This window comes from Streptomyces sp. NPDC085946 (assembly GCF_044540485.1).
In the GTDB taxonomy this organism is placed as follows: domain Bacteria; phylum Actinomycetota; class Actinomycetes; order Streptomycetales; family Streptomycetaceae; genus Streptomyces.
Window position 1 is genome coordinate 1 of record NZ_JBITSF010000041.1, and the last position, 20,940, is coordinate 20,940.

The 20,940-nt window shown below is 71.4% G+C and carries 21 protein-coding genes and 1 pseudogene; 12 read left to right on the top strand and 10 right to left on the bottom strand.

What is annotated here, in order from left to right; translation table 11 throughout:
* Window positions 1-490: 490 nt before the first annotated feature.
* Window positions 491-1,537, bottom strand: coding sequence for a hypothetical protein (locus tag ACIF8T_RS38325; RefSeq protein ID WP_400041845.1), 1,047 nt, complete (start codon window positions 1,535-1,537; stop codon window positions 491-493).
* 814 nt (window positions 1,538-2,351) lie between these two features.
* On the opposite strand from ACIF8T_RS38325, the gene ACIF8T_RS38330 reads away from it, so the two are divergent.
* A complete protein-coding gene (locus tag ACIF8T_RS38330; RefSeq protein ID WP_400041847.1) occupies window positions 2,352-2,705 on the top strand; it encodes a hypothetical protein in 354 nt (117 codons plus the stop codon).
* Window positions 2,642-2,908: a hypothetical protein gene (locus ACIF8T_RS38335; RefSeq protein ID WP_400041848.1), complete on the top strand. Its 267-nt coding sequence runs from the start codon at window positions 2,642-2,644 to the stop codon at window positions 2,906-2,908. Before ACIF8T_RS38330 ends, ACIF8T_RS38335 begins: the two co-directional genes overlap by 64 nt.
* A gap of 186 nt (window positions 2,909-3,094) precedes the next feature.
* On the opposite strand, the gene ACIF8T_RS38340 is transcribed toward ACIF8T_RS38335, so the two are convergent.
* Window positions 3,095-3,832, bottom strand: coding sequence for a hypothetical protein (locus ACIF8T_RS38340; protein WP_400041849.1), 738 nt, complete (start codon window positions 3,830-3,832; stop codon window positions 3,095-3,097).
* Between the two features lie 252 nt (window positions 3,833-4,084).
* Complete coding sequence (locus ACIF8T_RS38345; RefSeq protein WP_400041851.1) at window positions 4,085-4,918, bottom strand: phosphotransferase; 834 nt, start codon at window positions 4,916-4,918, stop codon at window positions 4,085-4,087.
* Between the two features lie 1,094 nt (window positions 4,919-6,012).
* On the opposite strand from ACIF8T_RS38345, the gene ACIF8T_RS38350 reads away from it, so the two are divergent.
* On the top strand, window positions 6,013-7,821 hold the full coding sequence (locus tag ACIF8T_RS38350; protein WP_400041853.1) for a hypothetical protein: 1,809 nt from the start codon (window positions 6,013-6,015) through the stop codon (window positions 7,819-7,821).
* A 232-nt stretch (window positions 7,822-8,053) separates the two neighbouring features.
* Here the strand turns inward: ACIF8T_RS38350 and ACIF8T_RS38355 are convergent, their stop codons facing one another.
* Window positions 8,054-8,800 (bottom strand): BlaI/MecI/CopY family transcriptional regulator, encoded by a 747-nt coding sequence (locus tag ACIF8T_RS38355; RefSeq protein ID WP_400041855.1) that lies wholly within the window; start codon window positions 8,798-8,800, stop codon window positions 8,054-8,056.
* 249 nt (window positions 8,801-9,049) lie between these two features.
* Between ACIF8T_RS38355 and ACIF8T_RS38360 the strand changes: the two genes are divergently transcribed.
* Window positions 9,050-9,493, top strand: coding sequence for a DUF6300 family protein (locus ACIF8T_RS38360; RefSeq protein ID WP_400041857.1), 444 nt, complete (start codon window positions 9,050-9,052; stop codon window positions 9,491-9,493).
* A 645-nt stretch (window positions 9,494-10,138) separates the two neighbouring features.
* Here the strand turns inward: ACIF8T_RS38360 and ACIF8T_RS38365 are convergent.
* Entirely contained in the window at window positions 10,139-10,444 is a 306-nt protein-coding gene (locus ACIF8T_RS38365; RefSeq protein ID WP_400041859.1) for a hypothetical protein, read from the bottom strand.
* Between the two features lie 594 nt (window positions 10,445-11,038).
* Window positions 11,039-11,449, bottom strand: a complete 411-nt coding sequence (locus tag ACIF8T_RS38370; protein ID WP_400041861.1) for a hypothetical protein — start codon at window positions 11,447-11,449, stop codon at window positions 11,039-11,041.
* A gap of 834 nt (window positions 11,450-12,283) precedes the next feature.
* Between ACIF8T_RS38370 and ACIF8T_RS38375 the strand changes: the two genes are divergently transcribed.
* The 3 genes and pseudogenes from ACIF8T_RS38375 (at window position 12,284) to ACIF8T_RS38385 (ending at window position 13,835) form a co-directional block, all read left to right on the top strand.
* Complete coding sequence (locus ACIF8T_RS38375; RefSeq protein WP_400041862.1) at window positions 12,284-12,949, top strand: hypothetical protein; 666 nt, start codon at window positions 12,284-12,286, stop codon at window positions 12,947-12,949.
* 109 nt (window positions 12,950-13,058) lie between these two features.
* Window positions 13,059-13,304: pseudogene (locus tag ACIF8T_RS38380) on the top strand (Mur ligase family protein); the annotation flags it as partial.
* Complete coding sequence (locus ACIF8T_RS38385; RefSeq protein ID WP_400041899.1) at window positions 13,287-13,835, top strand: glutamate ligase domain-containing protein; 549 nt, start codon at window positions 13,287-13,289, stop codon at window positions 13,833-13,835. The pseudogene ACIF8T_RS38380 and the gene ACIF8T_RS38385, both read left to right, overlap by 18 nt.
* Here the strand turns inward: ACIF8T_RS38385 and murF are convergent.
* Both murF and ACIF8T_RS38395 read right to left on the bottom strand, forming a co-directional pair.
* Entirely contained in the window at window positions 13,832-15,226 is a 1,395-nt protein-coding gene (gene murF, locus ACIF8T_RS38390) for a UDP-N-acetylmuramoyl-tripeptide--D-alanyl-D-alanine ligase (RefSeq protein WP_400041864.1), read from the bottom strand. The genes ACIF8T_RS38385 and murF overlap by 4 nt on opposite strands.
* A 70-nt stretch (window positions 15,227-15,296) precedes the next feature.
* Entirely contained in the window at window positions 15,297-15,566 is a 270-nt protein-coding gene (locus ACIF8T_RS38395; protein WP_400041866.1) for a hypothetical protein, read from the bottom strand.
* Between the two features lie 335 nt (window positions 15,567-15,901).
* Between ACIF8T_RS38395 and ACIF8T_RS38400 the strand changes: the two genes are divergently transcribed.
* The 4 genes from ACIF8T_RS38400 to ACIF8T_RS38415 all read left to right on the top strand — a co-directional run bounded on the left by ACIF8T_RS38400 (window position 15,902) and on the right by ACIF8T_RS38415 (window position 18,335).
* Window positions 15,902-16,618 carry a hypothetical protein gene (locus ACIF8T_RS38400; protein WP_400041867.1) on the top strand — a complete coding sequence of 239 codons (717 nt, stop codon included), beginning with the start codon at window positions 15,902-15,904 and terminating at the stop codon, window positions 16,616-16,618.
* Between the two features lie 80 nt (window positions 16,619-16,698).
* The gene (locus tag ACIF8T_RS38405; RefSeq protein WP_400041869.1) at window positions 16,699-16,944 is read left to right on the top strand and encodes a hypothetical protein; all 246 of its coding nucleotides are present in this window, start codon (window positions 16,699-16,701) and stop codon (window positions 16,942-16,944) included.
* Window positions 16,944-17,321 carry a fic family toxin-antitoxin system, toxin component gene (locus ACIF8T_RS38410; protein WP_400041870.1) on the top strand — a complete coding sequence of 126 codons (378 nt, stop codon included), beginning with the start codon at window positions 16,944-16,946 and terminating at the stop codon, window positions 17,319-17,321. Before ACIF8T_RS38405 ends, ACIF8T_RS38410 begins: the two co-directional genes overlap by 1 nt.
* 348 nt (window positions 17,322-17,669) lie before the next feature.
* On the top strand, window positions 17,670-18,335 hold the full coding sequence (locus tag ACIF8T_RS38415; RefSeq protein ID WP_400041872.1) for a GNAT family N-acetyltransferase: 666 nt from the start codon (window positions 17,670-17,672) through the stop codon (window positions 18,333-18,335).
* On the opposite strand, the gene ACIF8T_RS38420 is transcribed toward ACIF8T_RS38415, so the two are convergent.
* Window positions 18,259-18,678 carry a hypothetical protein gene (locus ACIF8T_RS38420; RefSeq protein WP_400041874.1) on the bottom strand — a complete coding sequence of 140 codons (420 nt, stop codon included), beginning with the start codon at window positions 18,676-18,678 and terminating at the stop codon, window positions 18,259-18,261. The two genes, ACIF8T_RS38415 and ACIF8T_RS38420, sit on opposite strands and share 77 nt — an antisense overlap.
* Window positions 18,679-18,957: 279 nt before the next feature.
* Between ACIF8T_RS38420 and ACIF8T_RS38425 the strand changes: the two genes are divergently transcribed.
* On the top strand, window positions 18,958-19,161 hold the full coding sequence (locus tag ACIF8T_RS38425) for a cold-shock protein (protein ID WP_400041876.1): 204 nt from the start codon (window positions 18,958-18,960) through the stop codon (window positions 19,159-19,161).
* Between the two features lie 156 nt (window positions 19,162-19,317).
* Here ACIF8T_RS38425 and ACIF8T_RS38430 read toward each other — a convergent pair whose 3' ends face one another.
* Window positions 19,318-20,712, bottom strand: a complete 1,395-nt coding sequence (locus ACIF8T_RS38430; protein WP_400041878.1) for an FAD-binding oxidoreductase — start codon at window positions 20,710-20,712, stop codon at window positions 19,318-19,320.
* Window positions 20,713-20,940 lie beyond the last annotated feature (228 nt).

Here is a 20,940-nt window from a genome sequence, read left to right on the forward strand (position 1 = left end):
TGGCTGACGTCGACCTGGTTTTGCCGCTCAGCACTCGCCCGCTCTTAACGGCTCGCAGGCCGCGGCCGGGCTGACCGCGTGCCGCCTGGCGGAAGCCTTCGGCTCTCCGCAGCGGGCCCGCGAGATCCTTGACGGACGGATCGCCTACCTGGGCCGGCAGCCCGCACCAGCCCACCGCGCGCAGGAAACCCCCGCCGGACTCGCTCTGCTGCGGATCGCCCGGGCCGCCCTGGAGGCACACCTGCCCGGCACCCAAACCCCGTCGTTCGACGAAGGCGCCATCGCCCGCCGCGTGAAGGAATCCATGTCCCGCTCCCGGCCGGAGTCGGCCTGGCAGCCGCCTTCCCCGGCGGAAGGGGAGCACTGCACACAGCAGCCGCCGGCCGGCACCCCCTAGACACAGACGATCGCCCTGCCCGGCTACGGGCCCGGACCGCCCGCCGGCGGGAGCGCGCAGACGCGAAGCGGTCTCGCTGCTCGTCGGTGAGAGTCAGGCCCGGTGGCGAGCTGAGACGTCGCAGCGCACATCCGCTGCTTCGGAGAGCAGGACCGACGCCTGTTCGACCGCGACGCGGCGCTGTGCGTATAGCGTCGCCAGATCCGTCGACCAGGCAGGGAAGTGTCCCTCTCGCCACAGGTGCAGCGCGAGCCAGGACAGGGTCCACTCCGCGATCCAGGCACCGATGCGGGTGACCCAACGATCGATGAAGTCCTCCAGGCCGGAGTCCTGCAGTTCGATGCCCAGCCGCGTGCACTCGCGCCAGCCCTCGGTCATGCGCTCCCGGGTGACCCGCCGTGCGTCCGGCATCAGCGCGCCGAGCACGATGCTCACTTCCACCCACGCCGGCCGCTCCTCCTCCCCCTCGTACCAACGTCCCTCCGGTTCGGGCAAGGGCTCCGGCCACACCAGAGGGCGGTCGGGGAGCAGCGCCTCCAGGACAGCCCGGGCCCGGAAAAGCAACTCCTCGGTCGGTTCCGGATCGTCCGGGCCGGCCACTCCGCCGTGCCTGCCGTACGGGAAGCCGCGGACCACCTCGGGCAGCAGCGGTTCCTCGCCCTCGACGGGACGAGCCGCCAGTTCCTCATACCTCGGCCGCCGCAGCCGCAGGAGATGCTCGCGAGCCCAGCACCGCTCGTGCTCGCCCACCGACTCGTCGAGCACCACACGGGCCAGCGCTTGCTCACCATGCGGCACGCCCACCGCTGCCAGCAGGTCGATCGCCGACAGCACGGCCAGACCGGCCCGTACGCACGCCTCGGCCGCCTCCGAGACGGCCGGGGCCGGCACCCGTTCCTGCCGGACGGCCTCCGTCAGCAAGCGCAGCAGATCCTCGATCCGGTGAACCGCCCGCTGACGGGAACGCGCGGACGCGAAGCGCTGTCGCTGCTCGTCGGTGAGAGGCAGGCCGGGTTCGCTCTCGGACCTCTCGTAGAGGTCGTGCTCGTCCTCGGACCAGCCGTACGTGGGGGGTGGCGCCTCCGCGATCGCCGCAGCGAGGCCGTCGAGGATCCCGGCCGCCTTCTCGTCGTGCGTCATGAGACCCCCAGGCACTCCATCACCGTTTCCCCGCCATCGTGGACGCCGGGGTGCCGCCGGAACGTGTCTTCAACTCTCCAACCCCTCCAGCTTGGGCGGTGGGCCGCTCATCCGCCGGGCGGAACGGCCCCGCAAGAGGCCGGACCAGAGAATGACACCTCCCACCGAGGGCCGACCGCGGGCGGGGACGCGACGTTGAAGCGAAGACGCCGAGCCTGTTGGGCTTCTGGCCGCAAGCGGCTCGTCCCTGCGCCGCCGGCACCACCCGCACGGCGTGAGTCTTCCCCCTGACAAGCCTGCCGTGCGGGCGCCTCCCACTCAGCACACCCCCCTTGCAGAGGCAGGCAGGCGATGGCCCACGCCCAGGTCCGCGACACCCCCCCCGCGCTCTCCCCACGCCCGCCCTCCTGCCGCCCGCACCCGCCCGCCCCGCCGTCCTTCCGGGCGGTGCTGCGCCACCGGCACTGCCTGCGGCTGCTGGCCGCGTCGGTGACCGGGCGTCTCCCGCTGGGGATGGTGCCCATCGCCCTGATCCTCGCAGTCCGTGCCGACGGGCACTCGCTGGCCACGGCCGGCCTGCGCTCCCTGTGGCCCGTCGTGTTGCCGGACGCCGCCCACGTGCGCACCGCCTACACCCTGGACGCCTCCACCCAGGAGATCGTCTACGTCGCCGGATCCGCCCTGGCTATCGCGGTCACCGGCTGGCTCTGCTCGCCCGCCGCCCTCGCGCTGGCGGCTGCCGCCCCCCTGACCGGCACCCTGGCCTTCGCCGCCACCGGCCCCGCCCGCACCTGGCGCGCCACCGGCCGCCGCCGTGGTGACCGGCTCGGCGCTGCGCTCGCCCGCCTCGCGCGTGCTGCTGGCCGCCCTGGTCTTCCTCGGCGCCACCATCGGCACCCTCGACGTCGCCGCCATCACCACCGCCGGCCCCCACCATGCCGCCTGGCTGGCCGGCGCCCTGCCCGCCGTCTTCTCCGCCGTCGGCCTGCTCGGCGGCGCCCTCTACACCCGCCACCAGCCCGTCCCCACGCGGCGCCACCTGCTGCTGGCCGCCCTGTTCACCACCGCCTGGCTGCCCCTGCTCGCCCCCCTGCCCGTCCGGCCGTGCTCGCCCTGGCCCTGCTGCCCGGCGCCCTGTTCGTCTCGCTGCTCGCCGCGGCCGGCCTGACCCTGACCTCCCTGGCCCCACGCGGCTGCTCCACCGAGGCGGTGGGCTGGATGTCTAGCGCGAGCCGCCTCGGCCTGGCCACCGGCACCACCCTGGCCGGGATGCTCGGCGGACACTTCACCCTCCCGCTGCTGGCCGCCGCCCTGTGCACCCTGCTCCTGACCGCCCGCCCCGCTCCCGCGCTCGCACAGACCTCCGCCTGAACCCCAAGGCATGCACCCCCGCCTCGAAGGGCGTGGCCAGGATGCCAGCGGCTGGTGGTGCCTGTAGGAGACCGACCAAGGTGAGCCCAAAAGAGGCAGGGGGATGGTCTTGGCCTGACCCCTATCGGGAAGGCCCGGCATCGCCTGCGGCCGTAGACCGCGGCCACAGGGAGCCTTTCTGGTCCCTCATTGCGGTCGCATGAGGTCCAGGTCTTCGCCCCATGCGTCCAGTACCTCGCCGTGCCCGGCCTGTCGGGCCACCGTCTCGACACGGGTGAACAGGTACCGCTGCAGGGACGGGTCGCCTGTTGCCGAGATGCGGTCCACGGCGTGGAGCAGCACGTCGGTGTCCCAGTCCGGCAGCGGGTGCCGGTCAAGCTCCCACTTCAGGTACTTGTTGTAGGGGCGGGGGCGGCGGTCGAGGGCGAAGAGCAGTTCGAGCAGGAACCGGATGCTGTCGGCGGCGTCGAGGTGAGCGGCGAAGGCCTGGCCGTCCCGGTGGTTTTTGATGGAGCGGTAGAGCGAGTTGGCGTAGGCGTCGAGCCAGCCACGGGCGCTTTGGAATGCCTCATTGACACCCAGATGTGCCTTGTCGGCGAGGATCCGGGCGATGTCTCCGTCGAGCCGGTCGAGCACGATCTGGGCTCGGGCAAGGGCGTAGCGTTCGAAACCTGGCATCCCGGCTGCGCGGAATTCACGGAGGGAGACGATGACGAGGTCCAGTTCGGCAGTGCGATGGCCGGTGAACCGGGTGAGATCGGTCGTGGCGTCGTCGGCGAGGACCACGTACAGATCGTGGTCGGAGTGTGGGGTGCTCATGCCGTCGTGGGCTTGTGAACCTTTAAGGACGAGACCGACGACGGCTGGATCAGCGGCGGCGAGTTCGACGAGCGCGTCGTAGGTGAGAGGCTGCTGAGCAGTCATGGTGTGGATCTCCGCTGTGGTGATGACGGGTATGCCTGCTGGGGCAGCCCTTGCTTGGAGAGGCGCCCCGCACCGTCTGCGGCTGCACAGGGCCGCCGCCCGGAAGATCAACGCACATCCGGACCCTACCTCCGGCCGGGCCGTGGGTAGGGCATTCGGACAGACGCCAGCACGCCGGCCCTCCGTGGTCACAGCCACTCGCCGGGGCTGCGACCGGCATGGTCGCCTGGCAGAACATGCGGCGCCGGTTGATCAGGCGTCCGCGCGGCGCAGCCGCTCGGACGCCTGATCAACCGGCCGGGCGACGGCGGAGCCGCTCGGCTGGGCGACCGATGCCTTCTTGGCATTGAAGGCCAGCACCCACAGCCCCGCGGCCCAGGCCACCTCGGACTCCTCACGCGTCCAGTGCCGCCCGCGCGCCCGGGCGTATTCGCTCAGGAACCGCTCGGTCTCGGTGACGGTCGCAGGCCGGTTCTCGACCCCGCCCGTGGGGAAGACCGTGGCTGCCAGGCTGGCCAGTGCTGCCTCGGGACGGGCGACCGCGCTGTCCCAGTCGTGTACCACGTGCAACCTGTCGCCGCTCCAGCGAATGTTCTGGGATTCTAAGTCGCCGTGCCCGACCACCTCGGGCAGAGCGGTGCGTCGCAGCCGGGTGCGCACCCGGCGGGCCGTCTCCTTCAGCCAGCCGGGGCCGGGACGGTCGTTGAGATCCACGTCCATGTCGTCCGGCCACGGCCAGGGCCGCGGATCGTCATGGTCCCAATCATTCCATGGCGACGCGGGAGCCAACGGAGGCGCATCCGCAACTGCTGGCGCCGCCGTCATCAGGCGGGCCAGCGCCGCCGCGAACAGTTCGGGTGCGTCCGGACGCGGCGGCAGCACGGTGCCACCGGGGACCAGGGCCTCGGCCATGACGACCTGGCTCCTCAACGGCCCCCGGCCGTCCACAGACTCCGGCCCCGCCAACGGCTCGGGCACGGAAAGCCGGCTTGATGCACGCGGCGTTGCGCCTCCAGGCAGCCGGTCAGCCGGACCGCCCGGCCAGCCCGCTTCCCACCCCCGGAGAAAAGCGCACTGTGCCCCCATTCATCTCTGGCGGCAGAGGTGCGCTTGCTGGTGGGATCACCCCAGATCACTCGCCTTCGCATCCCGAGGAGTCTCCATGCAGCAGCGCCCGCGTCCGTCCGCTTTCCGCCCGGCCTCACCCGCCCGCGCCCCGGCGAGGACCTCGCCACGCGCCCCTTCACCCGTCCCGGCACCGACCTCGCGGCGCGCCCGTTCACCACGGCCGCGCGCCCGTAGCACTTGGCCAGCCTGCCGGCACATCCCCCTGAGCGCCCGCCCGGATCTCCCTCTCGCCCCGGGCGGGCACCGCCGCGCCCGCAGCGCACCGCCGCACCGCCCGGGCCGCACTGCCGTCGCCCTCTATGCCCGGCACGCGGCGAAGAGGACGCGGCCGGGTACCGCCGGTGCATCGAACTAATTTCCGAAGCGTGACCACCTCCGATCCGGCCACGTTCGACCCGCAGGCCTTCCCACCGACCTGATCGCCGCGCAGCGCACGGCCGCCGAGCTCTACGCCAGGCTGCACGCCCTGCAGGCCCGCCTTCCCCGGCCCCGTGAGCCGCACGAGGGGTGGCCGGAGGGAGCCGGAGCGCTGGCAGCGCTCCGGACGGCCCGCCTCGCCCGGCTGGCGCCAGGAGAAAGCAGCCGAGTTTGACCGGCTCCGTGAGGACCTGCGCGAGGCGACCGCCGTGGGTGCAGTGCCACCCGTGGTGGGAGCGCTGCAGGAGCGAGGGAGTCGAGGGCAAGACCCTGGTCGCCGCCCGGATGGCCCTCAAGCACGCCGACGGGGCCGTCCCCTGGCCCGCGGAGACGTCGACGCCGCCGCCTGACCCAGCCAGGCCGGGCCGACCGTGCCCGGTCTTTGGCTGCTGCTCCCGCCCGTGAACCCCGGCCCGGGAGTCCCGATCGCAGCCTCGCTCGTGCCAGGCGGGGCTGCCAAGCCTCACCCCCGTCCGGTCAGGACCGGACCGTGCCCCGGGCGACCGGGACAACTTTCCTCCCGCCCCACGGGAACTTCACCCGCCTCCAGACCGGTCCCGGCCGGGGAACAGGCAGCGTGAAGGCACACCCCCATCCGAGCGGCCTGCCATACCAGGACCAGGGAGAGACCACGCGTGCCCGACACCGCCCGCCTGTACGCCCTGACCAGCACCATCACCCACCCCTTCATCACCGGCGAGGAAGGACCGGCGCTGCTGATCCACGACCCGGCACTGGCGATGCGCTGGTACCTCGCCCACGAGCAGGAGGACAACCTCGCCGTCACCGTGCAGGCCGGCGACGACGGCGGCCGCACCTGGCGCCCGCTGCCCGTCCACGACCTCCTGACCGACACCGAGCACGCCCTTGCCGCCGACGACCAGGCCGCCCTGCTGCGCGAGGCACTGACCGGTCTGGCCGCCACCTGGCTCGACCGCCGGATCCGGCTCCTCCCAGCCGCAGGGCCCCGGTCTGCTGCGCGCCGCCGCCCAGACCCTCACCGCCCTCACTCTGGCGGAAGACCCGGCCACCGCCCCCGTCGACGAGTTGCTGCACGCGCTCGCCTGCTGGAGCGGCTCACCTACTCCTCCGAGCTCGGCCAGCTCCGCGACCGCGCCGACCACGCCCAGCAGCAGCTTCTGCAGGCCCTGACCGGCCGGGTGCTGCTGACCGCCACCGCCGTGGCCGTCCATCCCGATCCGCGCCACCCGGTGTACGAGGCGGCCCACGCCTACATGCGGCAGCTGGCCAGCGCCGGCACCCGATCCCACCCGCAGCCGGTCGCCCAAGCCCTGGCCCGGGCCGGACAGACTCTGACCGACGCTGTCGCCGCCCTCAACCCCGATCCTGGTCCCGGTTCTGGTCCCGTCCCCGCGACGGCCGTCGAGGGCGAGCAGCCGACGCCGCTGCCCGGCTTCCCCGTGCACTTCACCGACCTGCAGGCCGCTGCCGCCTGGCGTGCGCTGTCCCCGCTGGCCCGCCGGGACGCCGAAATGGCCATGGAGGACCTGGTGCGCGCCGATGCGCAGATCTTCAAGGCCGCCGCCGCAATCGCCGCCTGGGACATGGGCCGGCCCTGCGACCTGGCCCAGGCGGCAGCCTTCGACCGTCTCAGCCCCATCGAGCAGCGCCGCCGCAGACAGAGCGTGTACAACGGTGAGGACCGTGCCCTGGGCGGCCGCCGCTACATCCGGGACCGGCTGGATGACCTGGCCGTCCGGCACGCGCTGCTGCTGCATGCTGCCGTCCTGCACGACGCCGAGCAGGCCGCCATGACCGCCAAGCACCGGGCGGTCCTTACCACCTCCACGGCCACCCTGCCGCCCGCAGACACTCCCCGCACCACAGGCGAGTCCCTGGCCGAGCACGACGCCTTCATGGCCCACCTGACCGCGGCGGAGAACCGCATCGACCAGGTTCTGCAGACCCAGCGGCAGATGACCCGTGACGCCCTGCACCGCCTCTTTCCCCGCAGCGGCCACGCCCTGGGCATGCACGAGCTGCGCACCCGGCTCCTGGACCGCTCCCGGCTCGGCCTGGACGACCACACCCGCGCCCACCAGCAGATCTGCACCACCGCACGCGACCTGCAGGCCTATTTCAGGAGGGGACACACACAGTTCGGCCAGCTGACGGTGACCGAGCAGGACCTCAGCCAGGCCCGCGACCGCCACCACTATGCCGAGCAGTACTTCGGCGACCTGCAGGAAAGCCGCCGGGGCACACTGCTTGCCCTCAAGGCCCTGGACACGGTGGCCGGCCTTGAGCCCACACCGCCCGGCACTGCGGCCGAGCGCGCCGCACGGATCGCCGCCCAGTCCCGCCAGCGCGCCCGACAAGGCCCCGCCGAGGAACCACGCACGGCCGATCCCGCTGAGATGCAGCGGCAGCACACCCAGCACGCCCACCCGGGGCAGCACAGCCCGGCCGTCCGGCCCACCTGAACCGGACGGCCGGGCAGGCGGCTGCCGTATGTCTGCGCGCGGCCGTCACACGGGCGGCGCCACACAGACACCCGGCGGCACCTTGCCGCGAAGATCCTGGAGGGAGGGGAGAGGGCCTGCGCCCGGCAGCGGGCAGCCAACTGCCTACCAGCCGACACTGTTGCCTGGCCGCACGGACCGCGCTGCGGACCGGTGCCCGGCCCCGCCGGCGTTACCGTGCCGGGCGAGAGCTTCAGGCCTGCGCCGGTGCCTTCTCGGTTTCCTCGGCGTCGGCCGCCGAGACGGCCGACGCCTCTGCGGCTGTGCCCGCCGCTGGCGCGGAGCCGGTCACAGCGGTGTAGAGCACGGTGTTCTTCTGCTTGCTGCGCTCCACGCGGCTCTTGGCCACCAGCCGCTCCAGCGTGTTGCGCACGGTGTTGATGTCGCGGGCCCGCTCGGGGTACTCCCGCTCCAGGTCGCTGACGACCTCGCTCGCGGTGCGCGGCTGCCCGGCGTGCTGCCTCAGGATGCCCAGCAGTACTTCACCCAGGGTCGGTTCACCAGCCTTGGCCGCCGACTTCTTCGCCGCAGGTGCCTTCTTGCCCGCCTGCTTCTTCGCAGCGGGTGCCTTCTTCGCCGCCGTCTTCTTCACCGTGGCCTTCTTGGCCGTGGTCTTCTTCGCGGGAGCCTTGGCAGGTGTGTCCTGTCCCTGCTCGGTCGCGGCCTCAACAGTCGGCTCGGTCGCGTCAGCCGGCTCTGCCGGCTTGGACGTGCCGTCCTGCGGCTGCACCGACTCGCCCTCGGTTGCCTGGGCGCTGACGCCGGCACCAGCCGGGCCCGCCACCGCTTCCAGCGCCTTCACCAGCCAGACTTCGTCCACCACGAGCTGCTCAAGACGCTTGCGCAGCTGGGCCTGTTCCTCCCGGTTCTTTGCGAGGTGGTCGGCGAACTGGGCCTCGTACTGGCTCTGGAGGGCGGACTTCTCCGGCTCGGTGGCCACGCGGCACACTCCTTCATACGGTGATGTTGTTGCCGGATGCTACCCATAAACGCTGTCATCGCTGTTGTCCTGGGCAAACATCATCCCTGCGAATTGCCGCACAGAATCGCCGGACACGACACCGAGACGAAACCACCTTCTCGACCGACGGCGGACGGCGGCCCGGTCCAGTCCGGCCGCTTGACGCTGATCAAGAACCGGGCGGATCGTAGCCCTCAACGCCGCATTCCCTCCCGGAAGGGGGCTGGTGTGTCGTTCACTTGGCGCTACGTCGTGCGCCCCGACGGCTCCTTCTGCCGCATCGGCAACATCAACAACAGCCTCGACCACATCAGCGATGAAGAACTCGCCAGGCTGCACCCCACCAGCCAACACGAAGACGAACAGCAGGCCCAGCTCTGCTCCCGCTGCGGGGGCGACCTCTTGCTGCACTGGTACGACCCGCTGATGACAGGCGTCTGGATGGAACTGTGCCCGGCCTGCGACGCCCACCGGCCCGCCGCCCGCGCATTCATCCAGTGGCACCGCGACACCGACCGCGATCCCAGGTCACTGACGGAACTCTTCGAAGCCTGGGAGACCGAGACCATGCACGCCCACGGCTGGGTCCACGCCCCGCAGCCCAGGCCCGCCCAGCCCACCAGTCCACCTGCGCCTCGTACCGCGCTGCGAAGGCTGAACACTGAGCAGTAGCAGACCAGTGCGGCCGGACCCTCTGGGCACGGACAGGCAGTGCCAGCACTGATGCCCGCCCGCCCTTGGGGGGCAGTACACATCCAACAGAGCACGGGACCGTATCCCGTACTCCTGAGGGGCAGAACCCGGGCCGCGGCGTGGGAACCCCCTGGGCTGCTCCGGCCGGGGCAAGGGAACCGGTGGCCAAGCCCTCCCGGTCCCGCACGATGCCGACCGGGGCGGCGGCCCGCAGGGCGCGGTGGAACCGGCGAGGTCATATCCCGTCCCAGGGCCCTGCGCTGGCCTCGAACGGCCCGCCCCGCGCCGGAGGCTTCGTTCATGCGTGACGGCCCGCTCCCGGAGGCCGCTGCTCGGGCGCCTGAGGGCACGGCACGCCCGGCTGCGGCGCTGGAGGCTGCGGTCGTGGTGTCCGGGTACGTGCGGCCCGCCCTTGCCGGAGCCGTTCGGCCATGGCCTGATCTGAGCGGCCCGGTCGGCGAAGGGCCGCGCGTTTCCCCGGGCCGTGGCGCGCAGGAAGCCCGTCTCGTCGTAGCGGCTGCGGTAGGCCGCACTGGCGTACCGCGCCGAAAGGGGGGCGAAGGCAGCGGCAACGGCGGGGGCGAACTTGGTGGTATGGGTCAGGTATGGCCGGTCGGCCTGGCGTCAGGACAGCTGGGTGACATCGACGGCGATGTCGACGGCCTGCTCGAACTGCACGCTCGTGGCCAGAGTGCAGGCCGCGGACAGGGCCGAGGCGTCCAGCGGGGCCAGCGTGAACACCACATGCGTGATGAGTGGTCCGGGCTGCGGGTGGGTGAAGAGCTCCTCGTGGTAGGCGTCGGCGAAGGCACTCTGTTCGCTGGTGTTCCAGTGCGCACCGCGGGGCATGTTGCCGTGTCCGATGTGTTCCAGCAGCGCCGCGGCCCGCGCGCGGGGGTCCTGCGCGCGGTCGTGCACGTAGTGGTGCACAGCGGCGGCAGGACCAGGCGTGCCACACCGTGCAGCGGCCGGCCGCCCGGGTTAAGGCGCTGCGGCGTCACCGGCTGAAAGGCGGCAGCGTGCAGGGCCGCCTCCGCCTCCAGGCGCTCGCCGTAGCGGTAGACGGCCGCCCGGTGGCCGTCCAGGCCGTAGCGGTTGTTCCGGTGCGCGTTGCGGGTCTTGTCCGAGGCGACGGTCACCGCGTTGAAGTAGGCGGCCCACTCGCCGGACGGCCGGTTGTGGATATTGCGCCGCGGGTCCGGCTCCCGGTAGCCGTTCCACCGGAGTGCACCGCTTTCGGTGTGCCAGCCGTGGTTGATCCAGGCCGTGGGGTAGGCCGCGTACAGCGCGTCCATCAGCACTTTGGCCAGGTTGCGCCGCTGGAAAACGGGATGGACGCGCAGCATGCTCACCTTGATCGCCTGCTCGTCGGGGTGAAGGAAGAAGTCCAGCTGCCCCGCCCCCCTGCGGCTGACGGCCGCCACCAGGTGGCGCCCCAGCCAGGGAATCCTGGCGCTGACCTTCCACTCCGTCAGCCACAGCGACAGCCCCTCCTCGGGCAGGACGCCCTCCTTTGCGGCCACGCTAGCGGGCGGCAGCCGCAGGCATCACCGCCACCAGCCGGCTGCTCGCCCCCTGGACACCCTCCACCGCGGCCAGTGCGGCCGCCGTACCGTCCTCCAGCCGCCGGCTGCCCTCGTCCTGCCCGAGCCCGGGCCAGCGGCCCGTATCGAGCTGCAGGGTGCTCTGCACGATGGCCTCGGCCCGCCCGGACACTGCCTGCGGTCCGGACATCGCTTGCGGCCCGGGCGTGCCGTAGGTAACCACCTCGGCCGTGCACTGCACATCACCACGGACGTCGGGCGCCGACCGGTGATCGAAGATGACCTCACCCGCACCGCTCAGAGCGGCCATCAGCCGGTTGACCGCCTCCGGCGGCCCGCTCAACTGCACCTGGGTGTAGAACGGCTCGGGCGTCTGGGACGACTCACTCACGGCTGACTGCTCCCCTGCACTGCGGACGGTTTCAGGAAGTGACCTTCTCTCTTCGGAAGGAAAGTTCCCCCGCTCCCGCGGTCTTCGAGAATCCCGACACGCTGCAGACGATGCAGCAGGAGATCGCCGAGGTCACGGCAGCCATGCGCCGGTGTCTTGAGCAGGCCGCCGCGGCCCTCGATACGCCCCGGCCCGAGGACCCGGCAGCATCCCGCGCCGCCCGGCCCGGCAGGGACACCGCCGCACATCACGCCGCCCGGCAGGCCCAGACCTCAACGCCATCGCCACCGCAGGGCCCTCGCCCGTAGACAGAGCGGCGGCAGTAAGGCCGGCCCGTACACGGCGGAGGGCTGAGCCGCCGGTGGCCTGCCGGCCGCGCTCCCCGGGCCCGGTGTCTGGCCGGTAGTGCTGCACGGGCGCCCTGGGGGAGGGGACAGGGCCAGTCTTCGTCGCCGCGGTGGTGCCGTGGCCCGACTCGGGAACCGGCCACGGCACCACCGTGCAGGGCACTCACCAGTGCACGGACTGGATGCCCGGGGGGCAACGCGAAATCACGAAGCCAAACGGGTGACGCGTGAGTGCACAGCGCCGACCACCTCGTGGCGGCCCGCCACGACCACAGCGCCCCCGACTGCCATGCCCGCCTTGGCCCCGGGCCGTCTGGGTGCAGCCACCGCTCCACGGCGGCATACCCGGCCCGTAGGCTGCGCCCGCCCGGCGAACCGCCCGGCGAGCCTGCCGCCGCACCGGGCGGGACAAGATCCTCACACCCGCTGCTGCCGTCCGGCCGGACCGTGGACAATGAGGACCGCCGCGAACTGCCGGAGGGGACCCATGGAAGAAGCGCGTCAGCCCAGACTCCTGGTCGTCGACTTCGACTTCTTCTTCCCCAACCCCTTCGAAGGACTGCCCGCCGCGCACCGTGGTCACCCCATGCTGTACGACTGGCGCCACGACGAGACCCCCTTCCTGCAGGACGGTATCTGGGCGTTCCGTGCCGAGGACTTCTACCGCGCGGGCATCACCCCGCCGCGCTGCGAGGGGCTCGACGGCTTCTGGGACCGGTTCACCTTCACCGCCGCCAGCCCGCCACTGTTCTACGCCGACTCCAACACCTACGCCGGCCGTCTCACCCCGGCCCACTACGCCCTGCTTGACGGCTACACCACCGTCTGGCAGGAGGTGCGCCTCTTCGACGCGCACCATGACAGCGGATACCCGCACCGGCACGGTCCGGTGACCTTCGAGGAGTGGCGCGAGCGGGGGAGTACTCCTGCGAGGACTGGATGCTGGTCCAGCACGCGAACGGCTCGCGTCTGCTGCTCACCTACCCCGCCTGGCGCCCGCAGGGCGACAGTCACCCGCCGATGGTCCCGCTCCAGACGAACATCGATGACCAGGCACCCGTCCCGGGCCCCTTCGACGCGGTGTTCCTGTGCCGCTCCGGCGCTCTCTTCGTCGCCGAGATCGATGAGCCCGACCGCTCGCACCTGGGCATGAGCGCGGACGTGGCGGTCATCACCACCATCGGCCACGACCACCCCGAGTGCTATTCCGGTGAGGAAGGCCACGTTGCGGCGTACGAGGAGCTCGTGCGCGGCATCGGCCGAACGGCATCATGGTGCTCAATGCGGAATCGCCCGCCTGCCGCCACCTCGCTACGCGGCTGACCAGGACCGAGGTCGGACCGCGGCTGGTCACCTTCGGCATGTCCTCGCACGCCACCTGGCGCCTTGAGGACGCCGTCTGCGAGGGCGGCACGAGCACGGCGACGCTGCACGGCCCGGCCGGGCCGGTGTTCGCCCTGCGGCTGGGGATCGTGGGCGTGCACCGGCTGATGAACGCGGCCGCTGCTGTGGCCGCCGTCCACGCCCCGGGGCTGGAGACCGAGCTGCTCATGGAGCAGCTCGGCTACTTCGACGGCGTGGCCCGCCGGATGAGCCTGGCGGGCGAGGAGGCCGGGGTGCGGGTGTACGACTCCTACGCGCACCACCCGGCCGAGGCCACCGCGGACCTGGCGGCCGCGCTCACCCTCCTGGCCGGTGGGCAGGGCCGCGTCATCGCGGTGTTCCAGCCGGCCGGGCAGCCCCGGCTCGACGCGTTCGGCGCCGCCTACGCAACCGCCTTGGCGGGCTGCCACGAGGTGGTCCTGACCGGCGGCACCGGCCGGCTGCGCCGGGAGGCGCTGGAGGTGCTGTCCGCCGGGATCAACCGGTCGGGCGGCACCTGCCGGGTCGTCGAGCGGGACCGGGCCAAGGCCGTGGCGGGTGCCGCCCGGGCGGCGCGGCCCGGCGACGTGGTGGTGCTCATCGCCCCCGGTGACCTCGCCGAGCACACACCTGTGCTGACGGCCGCGCTGGCCGGCCTGGCCCGGGCCGTGGCCTAAGCACCGGCGGGTTCGGGGTCCGGCTGCATCAGCGCCTGGGCGAGCTGCTGCAGCTGGACCCCACGGGAGGCCTTGACCAGGACGACGTCGCCGGCACGGAGCGTGGAGCGCAGCAGGTGCAGCGCGGCGTCCTGGTCGGGCAGGTGCACGGCCTTCGCCCCGGCCTGGTGTGCGGCCTGCTGGATCCATCCGGCTTCTTCCCCTCCCACCGCGATGAGCTGGTCCAGGTGCAGGCCGGCCGCGTGCCGGCCGATGTCCTCGTGCGCGGCGCGCGCGTCGTGGCCGAGTTCGTTCATCCGGCCCAGGACGGCGATGGCGCGCTGATCGTGGCCGCGGGCCATCGTCGCGAGCGCGTCGAGGGAGGAGCGCATCGAGTCGGGGTTGGCGTTGTAGGCGTCATTGACGATCGTGACGCCATCAGCCCGGGTGCGGGTCTCCATACGCCAGCGGGACCGGGTAGTGGCAGCCGACAGCAGGTCGGCGATCTCGGCGACCGCAAGGCCGGCTTCGCGGGCGACTGCGGCGGCGGCGAGACTGTTGTGGACCTGGGGTCGGCCGACGAACTGCAGCCGCACTGCAGCTGCTCCCTCGGGGGTGTGAAGGGTGTAGGCGGGCCGGCCGTGCTCGTCCAGGACGACGTCGGTGGCCCGGACGTTTGCCGTCGGCTCCAGGCCGTAGGTGACCACCCGGGCTCTCGTGCGCTGGGCCATGGCCCGCACGCGAACATCGTCGGCGTTGAGGACGGCGAGCCCTCTTGCGGGGAGGGCCTCGACGATCTCGCCCTTGGCGAGGGCGATGTTGTCCTGGCCGCCGAACTCGCCGATGTGGGCGGTGCCGACGTTGGTGACGACGCTGATGTGGGGCGGGGCGATCCGGGTCAGGTCGCGGATGTGACCGATCTTCCTCGCGCCCATCTCCAGCACCAAAAAGCGGGTGGAGGGGTCGGCCATGGTGATGGTCAGCGGCAGGCCGATCTCGTTGTTGAAGCTCTGCGGGGTGGCCACTGTCGGCCCGGCGGCGGGCAGGAGCTGGGCGATGAAGTCCTTGGTGGAGGTCTTGCCGGCCGAGCCGGTGATCGCGACGACCCGGGTGCCGGTGAGGGCGTTGCCGACGAGGTGGCCGCCCAGGCGCGCCAACGCGGTCAGAACGTCGTCAACGACGATCGCGGGGACGCCGACGGGCCGGGTGACCAGGGCGGCCACGGCGCCGCTGACGGCCGCCTGCTGCGCGAAGTCGTGACCGTCGCGCGTCTTGCCCGACAGGGCGATGAACAGTGAGCCGGGCTTGGCTTCGCGCGAGTCGAACACGGCGGGCTCGAAGACGAGAGCCTCAGGGTCGGGGACGTCGGCCAGGCGGCCGCCGACGACCTCGGCGATGGCCGACAAGAGCATGGGCTGCACAGGGTTCTCCCAGGTCAAGAGGCTTGCTTGGACGCTACCGGGCTATAGGACTGACGGGTGGTCACGACAAGGCCGCGAAAAGGGTATGTAGGTGAGCAGTCCGTCGTGCTTCAGCGGCTGCAGGGCGCTGGAGACGACGAAAAGGGAAGACGCCGAACTCGGCTGAGAAGTCGGTCACGAACGGCACCTGCTCCTTGAGCGGGCAGGTGCCATCGGCGATCTGCGCCCGCACGGTGTGTTCGATGTGCAGGGTCTGCGGCACGCCGCTTGGGGCATCCCAGCTCTGCTCCTGGAGCTTGGGGCGGGTGCCGACTTTGCGCCGGTTCTCCACAGTCCTTCCCTCTGGAGCAGTCCGATGCTGCGGCGGCGATGTGCGTGGGCGCACGGTGCCGGCGGGCGAGGGCGGCCTGCGTCCGTACGCGGCCCCGCTCCCACCGGCCTTCCTTGATCTCGGTGTGCAGCACCTGGGCGATCTGGCGCACTCCGTGCCGCCTGGGTAGAACCGGGTTCTGGCTCACCGGCTCGCCGCCTGTGCGACGGTCCGGCCGCGCGCCGGGAGGGCTCCAGGCTCAAGGAGATGCCGCGACCGTCGAAGAAGTCGGCGAAACGGCCGATGGCGAGGGTGGCCTCGCGGGCCTCATGGGTGTGACCGGAGGGGTTGGGGAAGTGGATCACGTCGCCCTCCCGGCCGATGGCGAGGGCGAGGTGGCCCCCGCGCCGGGCGGGTTCGCGCTGGGGGCGGCGGATCTCTTTGGCCGCGGAAGCCATGACCATGTGCCCGGCGTCCAGCAGGTCGACGAGCTCGCTCATGTCCATCCGCCCGTAGACGGTGGCGGGCAGGCCGTGGTTGTCGCGGGTGTACCGGGCGAACGGGGCGTAGATCAGCCCTTTGATCGTTTCGTCGTCCTGCCGGACGTAGGCGCCGTAGTGGCGGGCGCCGGCCAAGAGGTGGAAGAGGTCGGGCGCCTGCCCGTCACGGTGCAGGAGCACCGTGCGCAGGCACGCGATACCGCACATGTGGTGGCACCAGCGGCCGTAGACCGACGGCGATGGCGCACCCGAGACCTCCCAGGCCGGGTCGTACCCGTCGTAGGCGATCGGGCCGATCAGATCCGCGGTGGTGCACTGGATGACCACCGGCACCGGGTGGTGCAGGGGGCGGGGCGCGACGGCGGTGGCGGTGGTCTCAGCACAGCACGGGGGCAGCATCGCTTTCTTCCTGTCTACTTGGTCCATGGCGATGTCCAGCAGCTTGCGGTACGTGCTCCGGTCGACGTTGCTGCTGGAGACAGCCACGCCGACGGGTCCGTTCGGAAGGCGGTGGGAGGCTTGCATCAGCCCGGCGAAGGCAACCGCTTGGAGGGCTTGGCGGTGGTGCGGTAGCAGCGCCCTGGCAAGGCCATGGCGTCGGCGGTGGCGATCGACCATCCCAATCATCTGGTAACAGCTGTTACCATGGTGTCATGGCAAAGACACAGCTGGGCGCGCGCGTGGACGAAGACGTTGCGGAACTGGCGAAGAAACGCGCCGCCGACCTTGGACTGAGCATCGGCGACTATCTCGCCCGGCTCGTACAGGATGACGCCAGCGGCCTGCGCGCCCGCGCGGTCGACGCCGCCGCCCGCTTCCTGGCCGAGCACCAGGCGGTCTTCGACGAAGCCGAGGACACCCAGCAGGCACAGGCGGCTCGGGGAGCGCACGCGGCCTGATGCATCTGCACATCGATGTTCCCTGGATCCTGCAGGTCGCCGAAGCCGCCGGGGCGAACGATCCGGCACCCGACGACTACGGCGTTCCGCTCGCGGCGGTCGCCCGTCACCGGGCCGTGCTGTTCGAGCAGCCCGTCTACGACGGCCCCTACGCCAAAGCCGCCGCCCTGGTGCACACGCTGGGCCGCTGCCGCTGGCTGGAGCGCTCCAACCTAGCCGTCGCCGCCGCCACCGGCGTCATGTACCTCGAGGCCGCCGGGATCACGGTCAAACCCGCCCGCGAGGACGCCCTCGCCCTCAAGGACCTGCTCCTAGATCCCGCCTGCACCGCCGAAAAGATTGCCGCTGTGCTGCGCAGCTGGCCCACCGCCACCTGACGGCGTCCGTGGGCCCGGCATCCGTACCAAGCAGCACTTCACGCAAGGTGAAGCCTCCAGCGCCCTCGAAGCTCTGGCCGGTACCGGAGCCCGGCTGCGGCCGGACCGTTCACAAGGAGAGAGAATGCTGGCTGTAGCGGGACGCGTCCGCTCCCGTGCCCTTGGTGAGGGCGAAATCGTGCGGCACCTGCCGACGGATTCCGCATCGTGCGACGGCGACATGCACGACATAGCCTGCAGGGAACCCGGTATCAGCGCACCCGGAGGGAACTGCGAAGTGCCCGCCGACCTGCACCAGCCCGGGCAGCGCTGGTGCACCGCCTGCTTGAACACCACAAGGCAGACGGCATGAGCGCCCACCTCACGGGGCGCGCACCGCAGGAGCACACCACTGCCGCCCTGCCAGAGACCGGCGCGCCCGCCGGCCGGCCGTGGGTACGTGAGCCCTGCCCAGTGGACCGGGACATGATCGCCGAGCTGGCCCCGGCGGCACTGGCCGCCGCTGGAGGGGAACGCGACGCCTCGCAGTTCGCGGACGCCGCCTGTGCAAACAACGGACATATTCCTGTGCCCCACGGCACCGGACGCGTCCTGATCGGCGGACTGCCCGAAACCCCCGAGCCGGCCGGCCTGCTCTACCTGCTGCTGCCCCTCCGCCTGATCACCGCACACAGCGGCCACGGACCCCCCGTGCAAGCCCGGCTGGCCACCGAACTACGGGGGATCGAACTGCTGGCCACCGCCCCTCACGCCCAGCGCGCGGGCGTGGGCAGCGCCCTGCTGCACGCCGCGCACGCCCTGGCCGCCGACGACGGAGTCCGCGTCCTGCTTGCCAAGATCGCCGCCCGCGACTTTCCGGTGCTGCGCTGGTGGCGCCACCGCGGCTACACCCTCGCCCAACCCGGCCAGAACGTCCGCCTCCACCTCGAGCACCCCATCACCTGCCACGACGGGCACAACGGCTACCGGCTGGCCGGTTGGGCTCCCGGCCGATCTGCGCGGCGACCTGCCTGATCTTCTGCTCGCCGTAGGCGGTGCGCACCCCGGAGACGCTGTATCCGGCGTGGCGGGCGAGTTCCTTCAGCTCGTAGGGGCGGCTGCCGTGGAACTCGCGTCCGTAGGCCAGCAGCCGGCGGATCTGCGCGTCGACGGCCTCCTTCTGCGCCTTGAGGTCCTCAAGCGCCAGCAGCAGCGGATCAATCTCCAGGCCGTCGCCGGCGGCCTCCAGGCCCAAAGCGTCCAGCTGGCGCTGCTCGAGGATCTGCGCGCAGGCGTCGTCGTAGCAGTCTGCGGAGGTGACGGTGCCCGGTTCGGGCAACGGGTGGCGCAGGGCGGCCAGTTCTTCGATCGGGTGCATGCTGCGACGTTCGCAATGAGTTGGGTGGTGGGGATCCGGTCGCGCCCGCCTGCGTCTCGTCCCGCGCGAAAAGGGCCGGACATCGACTTTCGGCCGCAATCATGGCCATGACTCTGTGGTGCGGCCTGATCTCCGCGTGTAGCGTCGCTGCCGGATGTCGTGGTTCGCCGCACCCGCCCGCGCTCTTTTCGCGCGGGCGTCGCTGTGCGGTGCCGGACCAGGACGATCACCCCGGGGGTCGCGCGGTGCGGTTCCTGACAGCGACCGAGAGGTACCAGCATGGCCAGCGGAACCGTCAAGTGGTTCAACGCCGAGAAGGGTTTCGGCTTCATCTCCCAGGACGGCGGCGGACCGGACGTCTTCGCGCACTACTCCCACATCAACGCTTCCGGCTTCCGCGAACTGCACGAAGGCCAGGCGGTCACCTTCGACATCACTCAGGGCCAGAAGGGCCCGCAGGCGGAGAACATCACTCCCGCCTAAAGGCCCGGAATGCTGGCGGGGCCCCGAGCGTCTGCCCGTGGGCCCGCCAGCGGAGCGGGGACGGCGCTGTCCGCCCTTCCTGCCCGACACCACGGGTCCGATGACCCGATCCCATTCCCGCGCCACCTCTTGGAGGTAATTACCGCCTGGGGCAGCTCACCTGGCTTGTGGTGGTGCGGCCGGCCTGATGTTTTGGGTGGCGTGGAAGACGTTGTCCGGGTCGTAGGTCTTTTTGACCTGCGCGAGACGGTCGTAGTGGTCGCGGTAGGTGGCCCGGACCCGGCCTGGGCCTTCCCCCTCGCCGAGGAAGTTCACATATGAGCCGCCCATGGAGTACGGGTGTGTCTCTTCCCAGTAGTCGACGCACCACCGCCTGATGGTGTCGGCGTTGGTCGGGTCAGGGTCGACGCCAGCGAAGACGCCGGACCAGACGGCGTCCCGGTACGCCCATGCGGTGTCGTCGGGGCCTACCTGGTGGGCGACGCCGTCGACCGGGTACAGGTGCATCAGTGACAGAGGGCTGGCGAGGTTCTCGCCGTACTTGAGGTGTATGTCGATGGCGGCGTCCGGGATGCTGTCGAAGAAGTCGCCCCGCCAGTACCACCGGTATCCGGTGGGGATCAGTTCGTCGAAGGCGCCCTGCAGCACGGGGTAGGGCATCGGTGACGTGAAGTGGAAGGCGGGAGGGCCTGGTTCCTGCGCCGCGACCAAGTCCTTCTCGAAGTCGTCGAGGTCACCGGTGTGGCACCATACGACGCCGCATACCTTGCGGTTGTGGATGTCCTCGGGGAACGGCGGGGCTGGCGGGATGGTGAAGAGTGTGAAGAAGCCGTAGACGTCGTCCGGTGCCTGCGGCAGGAAGTCGCGGTACCACGTCAGCACCTCGCGGGTGTGGTCGACCGGCCACACGGTGACCCCGAACCCGATCGTGTCCACTGGGTGGAGGCGGTACGTGAACGAGGTCACGACCCCGAAGTTGCCGCCGCCTCCGCGCAGGGCCCAGAACAGGTCCGGGTGGTCGGTCGCGCTCGCTGTGACGAAGCTGCCGTCGGCCAGTACGGCGTCCGCCGCGAGCAGGTTGTCCACCGTCAGGCCGTACTTGCGTGTGAGATAGCCGTGGCCGCCGCCCAGTGTTAGGCCCCCGACTCCTGTCATGGAGATGATGCCGGAGGGTGTGGCGAGCCCGAAGGCGTGGGTGGCGTGGTCGAGGTCGCCGAGTTGGCTCCCGCCGCCTACCTGGGCGGTCCTCGCGGTGGGGTCGACGCGCACCCACCGCATCGGGGACAGGTCAAGGGTGACACCGCCGTCCACCAGGCAGAGGCCGGGGCCGCTGTGCCCGGCTCCGCGGACGGCCAGGTCCAGCCCTTGGTCACGGACGAATCTGATGCCCGCCATGACGTCTCCGGCGTCGACGCAGCGAGCGATGGCAGCGGGACGCTTGTCGATCATGGCGTTGTAGAGCTTGCGGGCTCGGTCGTAGTCAGGGTCCTGGGGCCCTGTGACGGGCCCGCGCAGCGCGGCCCTCATCGCTTCCAGGGTTGAGGTGTCCATGAAAATCTCCGGGGAGGGTGAACTCGCCCTCTGCGGCGTTCGCCACGGTGCTGACACGACCAGCGTCTCGCTGGCTTGGAGGCCCTGCAATCGGTGGCTGGCTGTGAGTACGTAGGGGTGCTGTTTCGGGCGGCAGTTTGGCCCGCGCCCGTCCGGGCCGGTTCGAGTATTCGCAGGTCACCGCGCTGGCTGCCCCGGATACATCGCATTTGCCGCTCTGAGCATTTC

What these genes read in the sequence shown, in the direction of transcription:
- ACIF8T_RS38325 (WP_400041845.1), bottom strand. Translation starts at nt 1,537, where the DNA reads ATGACGCACGACGAGAAGGCGGCCGGGATCCTCGACGGCCTCGCTGCG.
- ACIF8T_RS38340 (WP_400041849.1), bottom strand. Translation starts at nt 3,832, where the DNA reads ATGACTGCTCAGCAGCCTCTCACCTACGACGCGCTCGTCGAACTCGCC.
- ACIF8T_RS38345 (WP_400041851.1), bottom strand. Translation starts at nt 4,918, where the DNA reads ATGGGGGCACAGTGCGCTTTTCTCCGGGGGTGGGAAGCGGGCTGGCCG.
- ACIF8T_RS38375 (WP_400041862.1), top strand. Translation starts at nt 12,284, where the DNA reads ATGGAAGAAGCGCGTCAGCCCAGACTCCTGGTCGTCGACTTCGACTTC.
- ACIF8T_RS38385 (WP_400041899.1), top strand. Translation starts at nt 13,287, where the DNA reads ATGAACGCGGCCGCTGCTGTGGCCGCCGTCCACGCCCCGGGGCTGGAG.
- murF (WP_400041864.1), bottom strand. Translation starts at nt 15,226, where the DNA reads ATGCTCTTGTCGGCCATCGCCGAGGTCGTCGGCGGCCGCCTGGCCGAC.
- ACIF8T_RS38405 (WP_400041869.1), top strand. Translation starts at nt 16,699, where the DNA reads ATGGCAAAGACACAGCTGGGCGCGCGCGTGGACGAAGACGTTGCGGAA.
- ACIF8T_RS38410 (WP_400041870.1), top strand. Translation starts at nt 16,944, where the DNA reads ATGCATCTGCACATCGATGTTCCCTGGATCCTGCAGGTCGCCGAAGCC.
- ACIF8T_RS38415 (WP_400041872.1), top strand. Translation starts at nt 17,670, where the DNA reads ATGAGCGCCCACCTCACGGGGCGCGCACCGCAGGAGCACACCACTGCC.
- ACIF8T_RS38420 (WP_400041874.1), bottom strand. Translation starts at nt 18,678, where the DNA reads ATGCACCCGATCGAAGAACTGGCCGCCCTGCGCCACCCGTTGCCCGAA.
- ACIF8T_RS38425 (WP_400041876.1), top strand. Translation starts at nt 18,958, where the DNA reads ATGGCCAGCGGAACCGTCAAGTGGTTCAACGCCGAGAAGGGTTTCGGC.
- ACIF8T_RS38430 (WP_400041878.1), bottom strand. Translation starts at nt 20,712, where the DNA reads ATGGACACCTCAACCCTGGAAGCGATGAGGGCCGCGCTGCGCGGGCCC.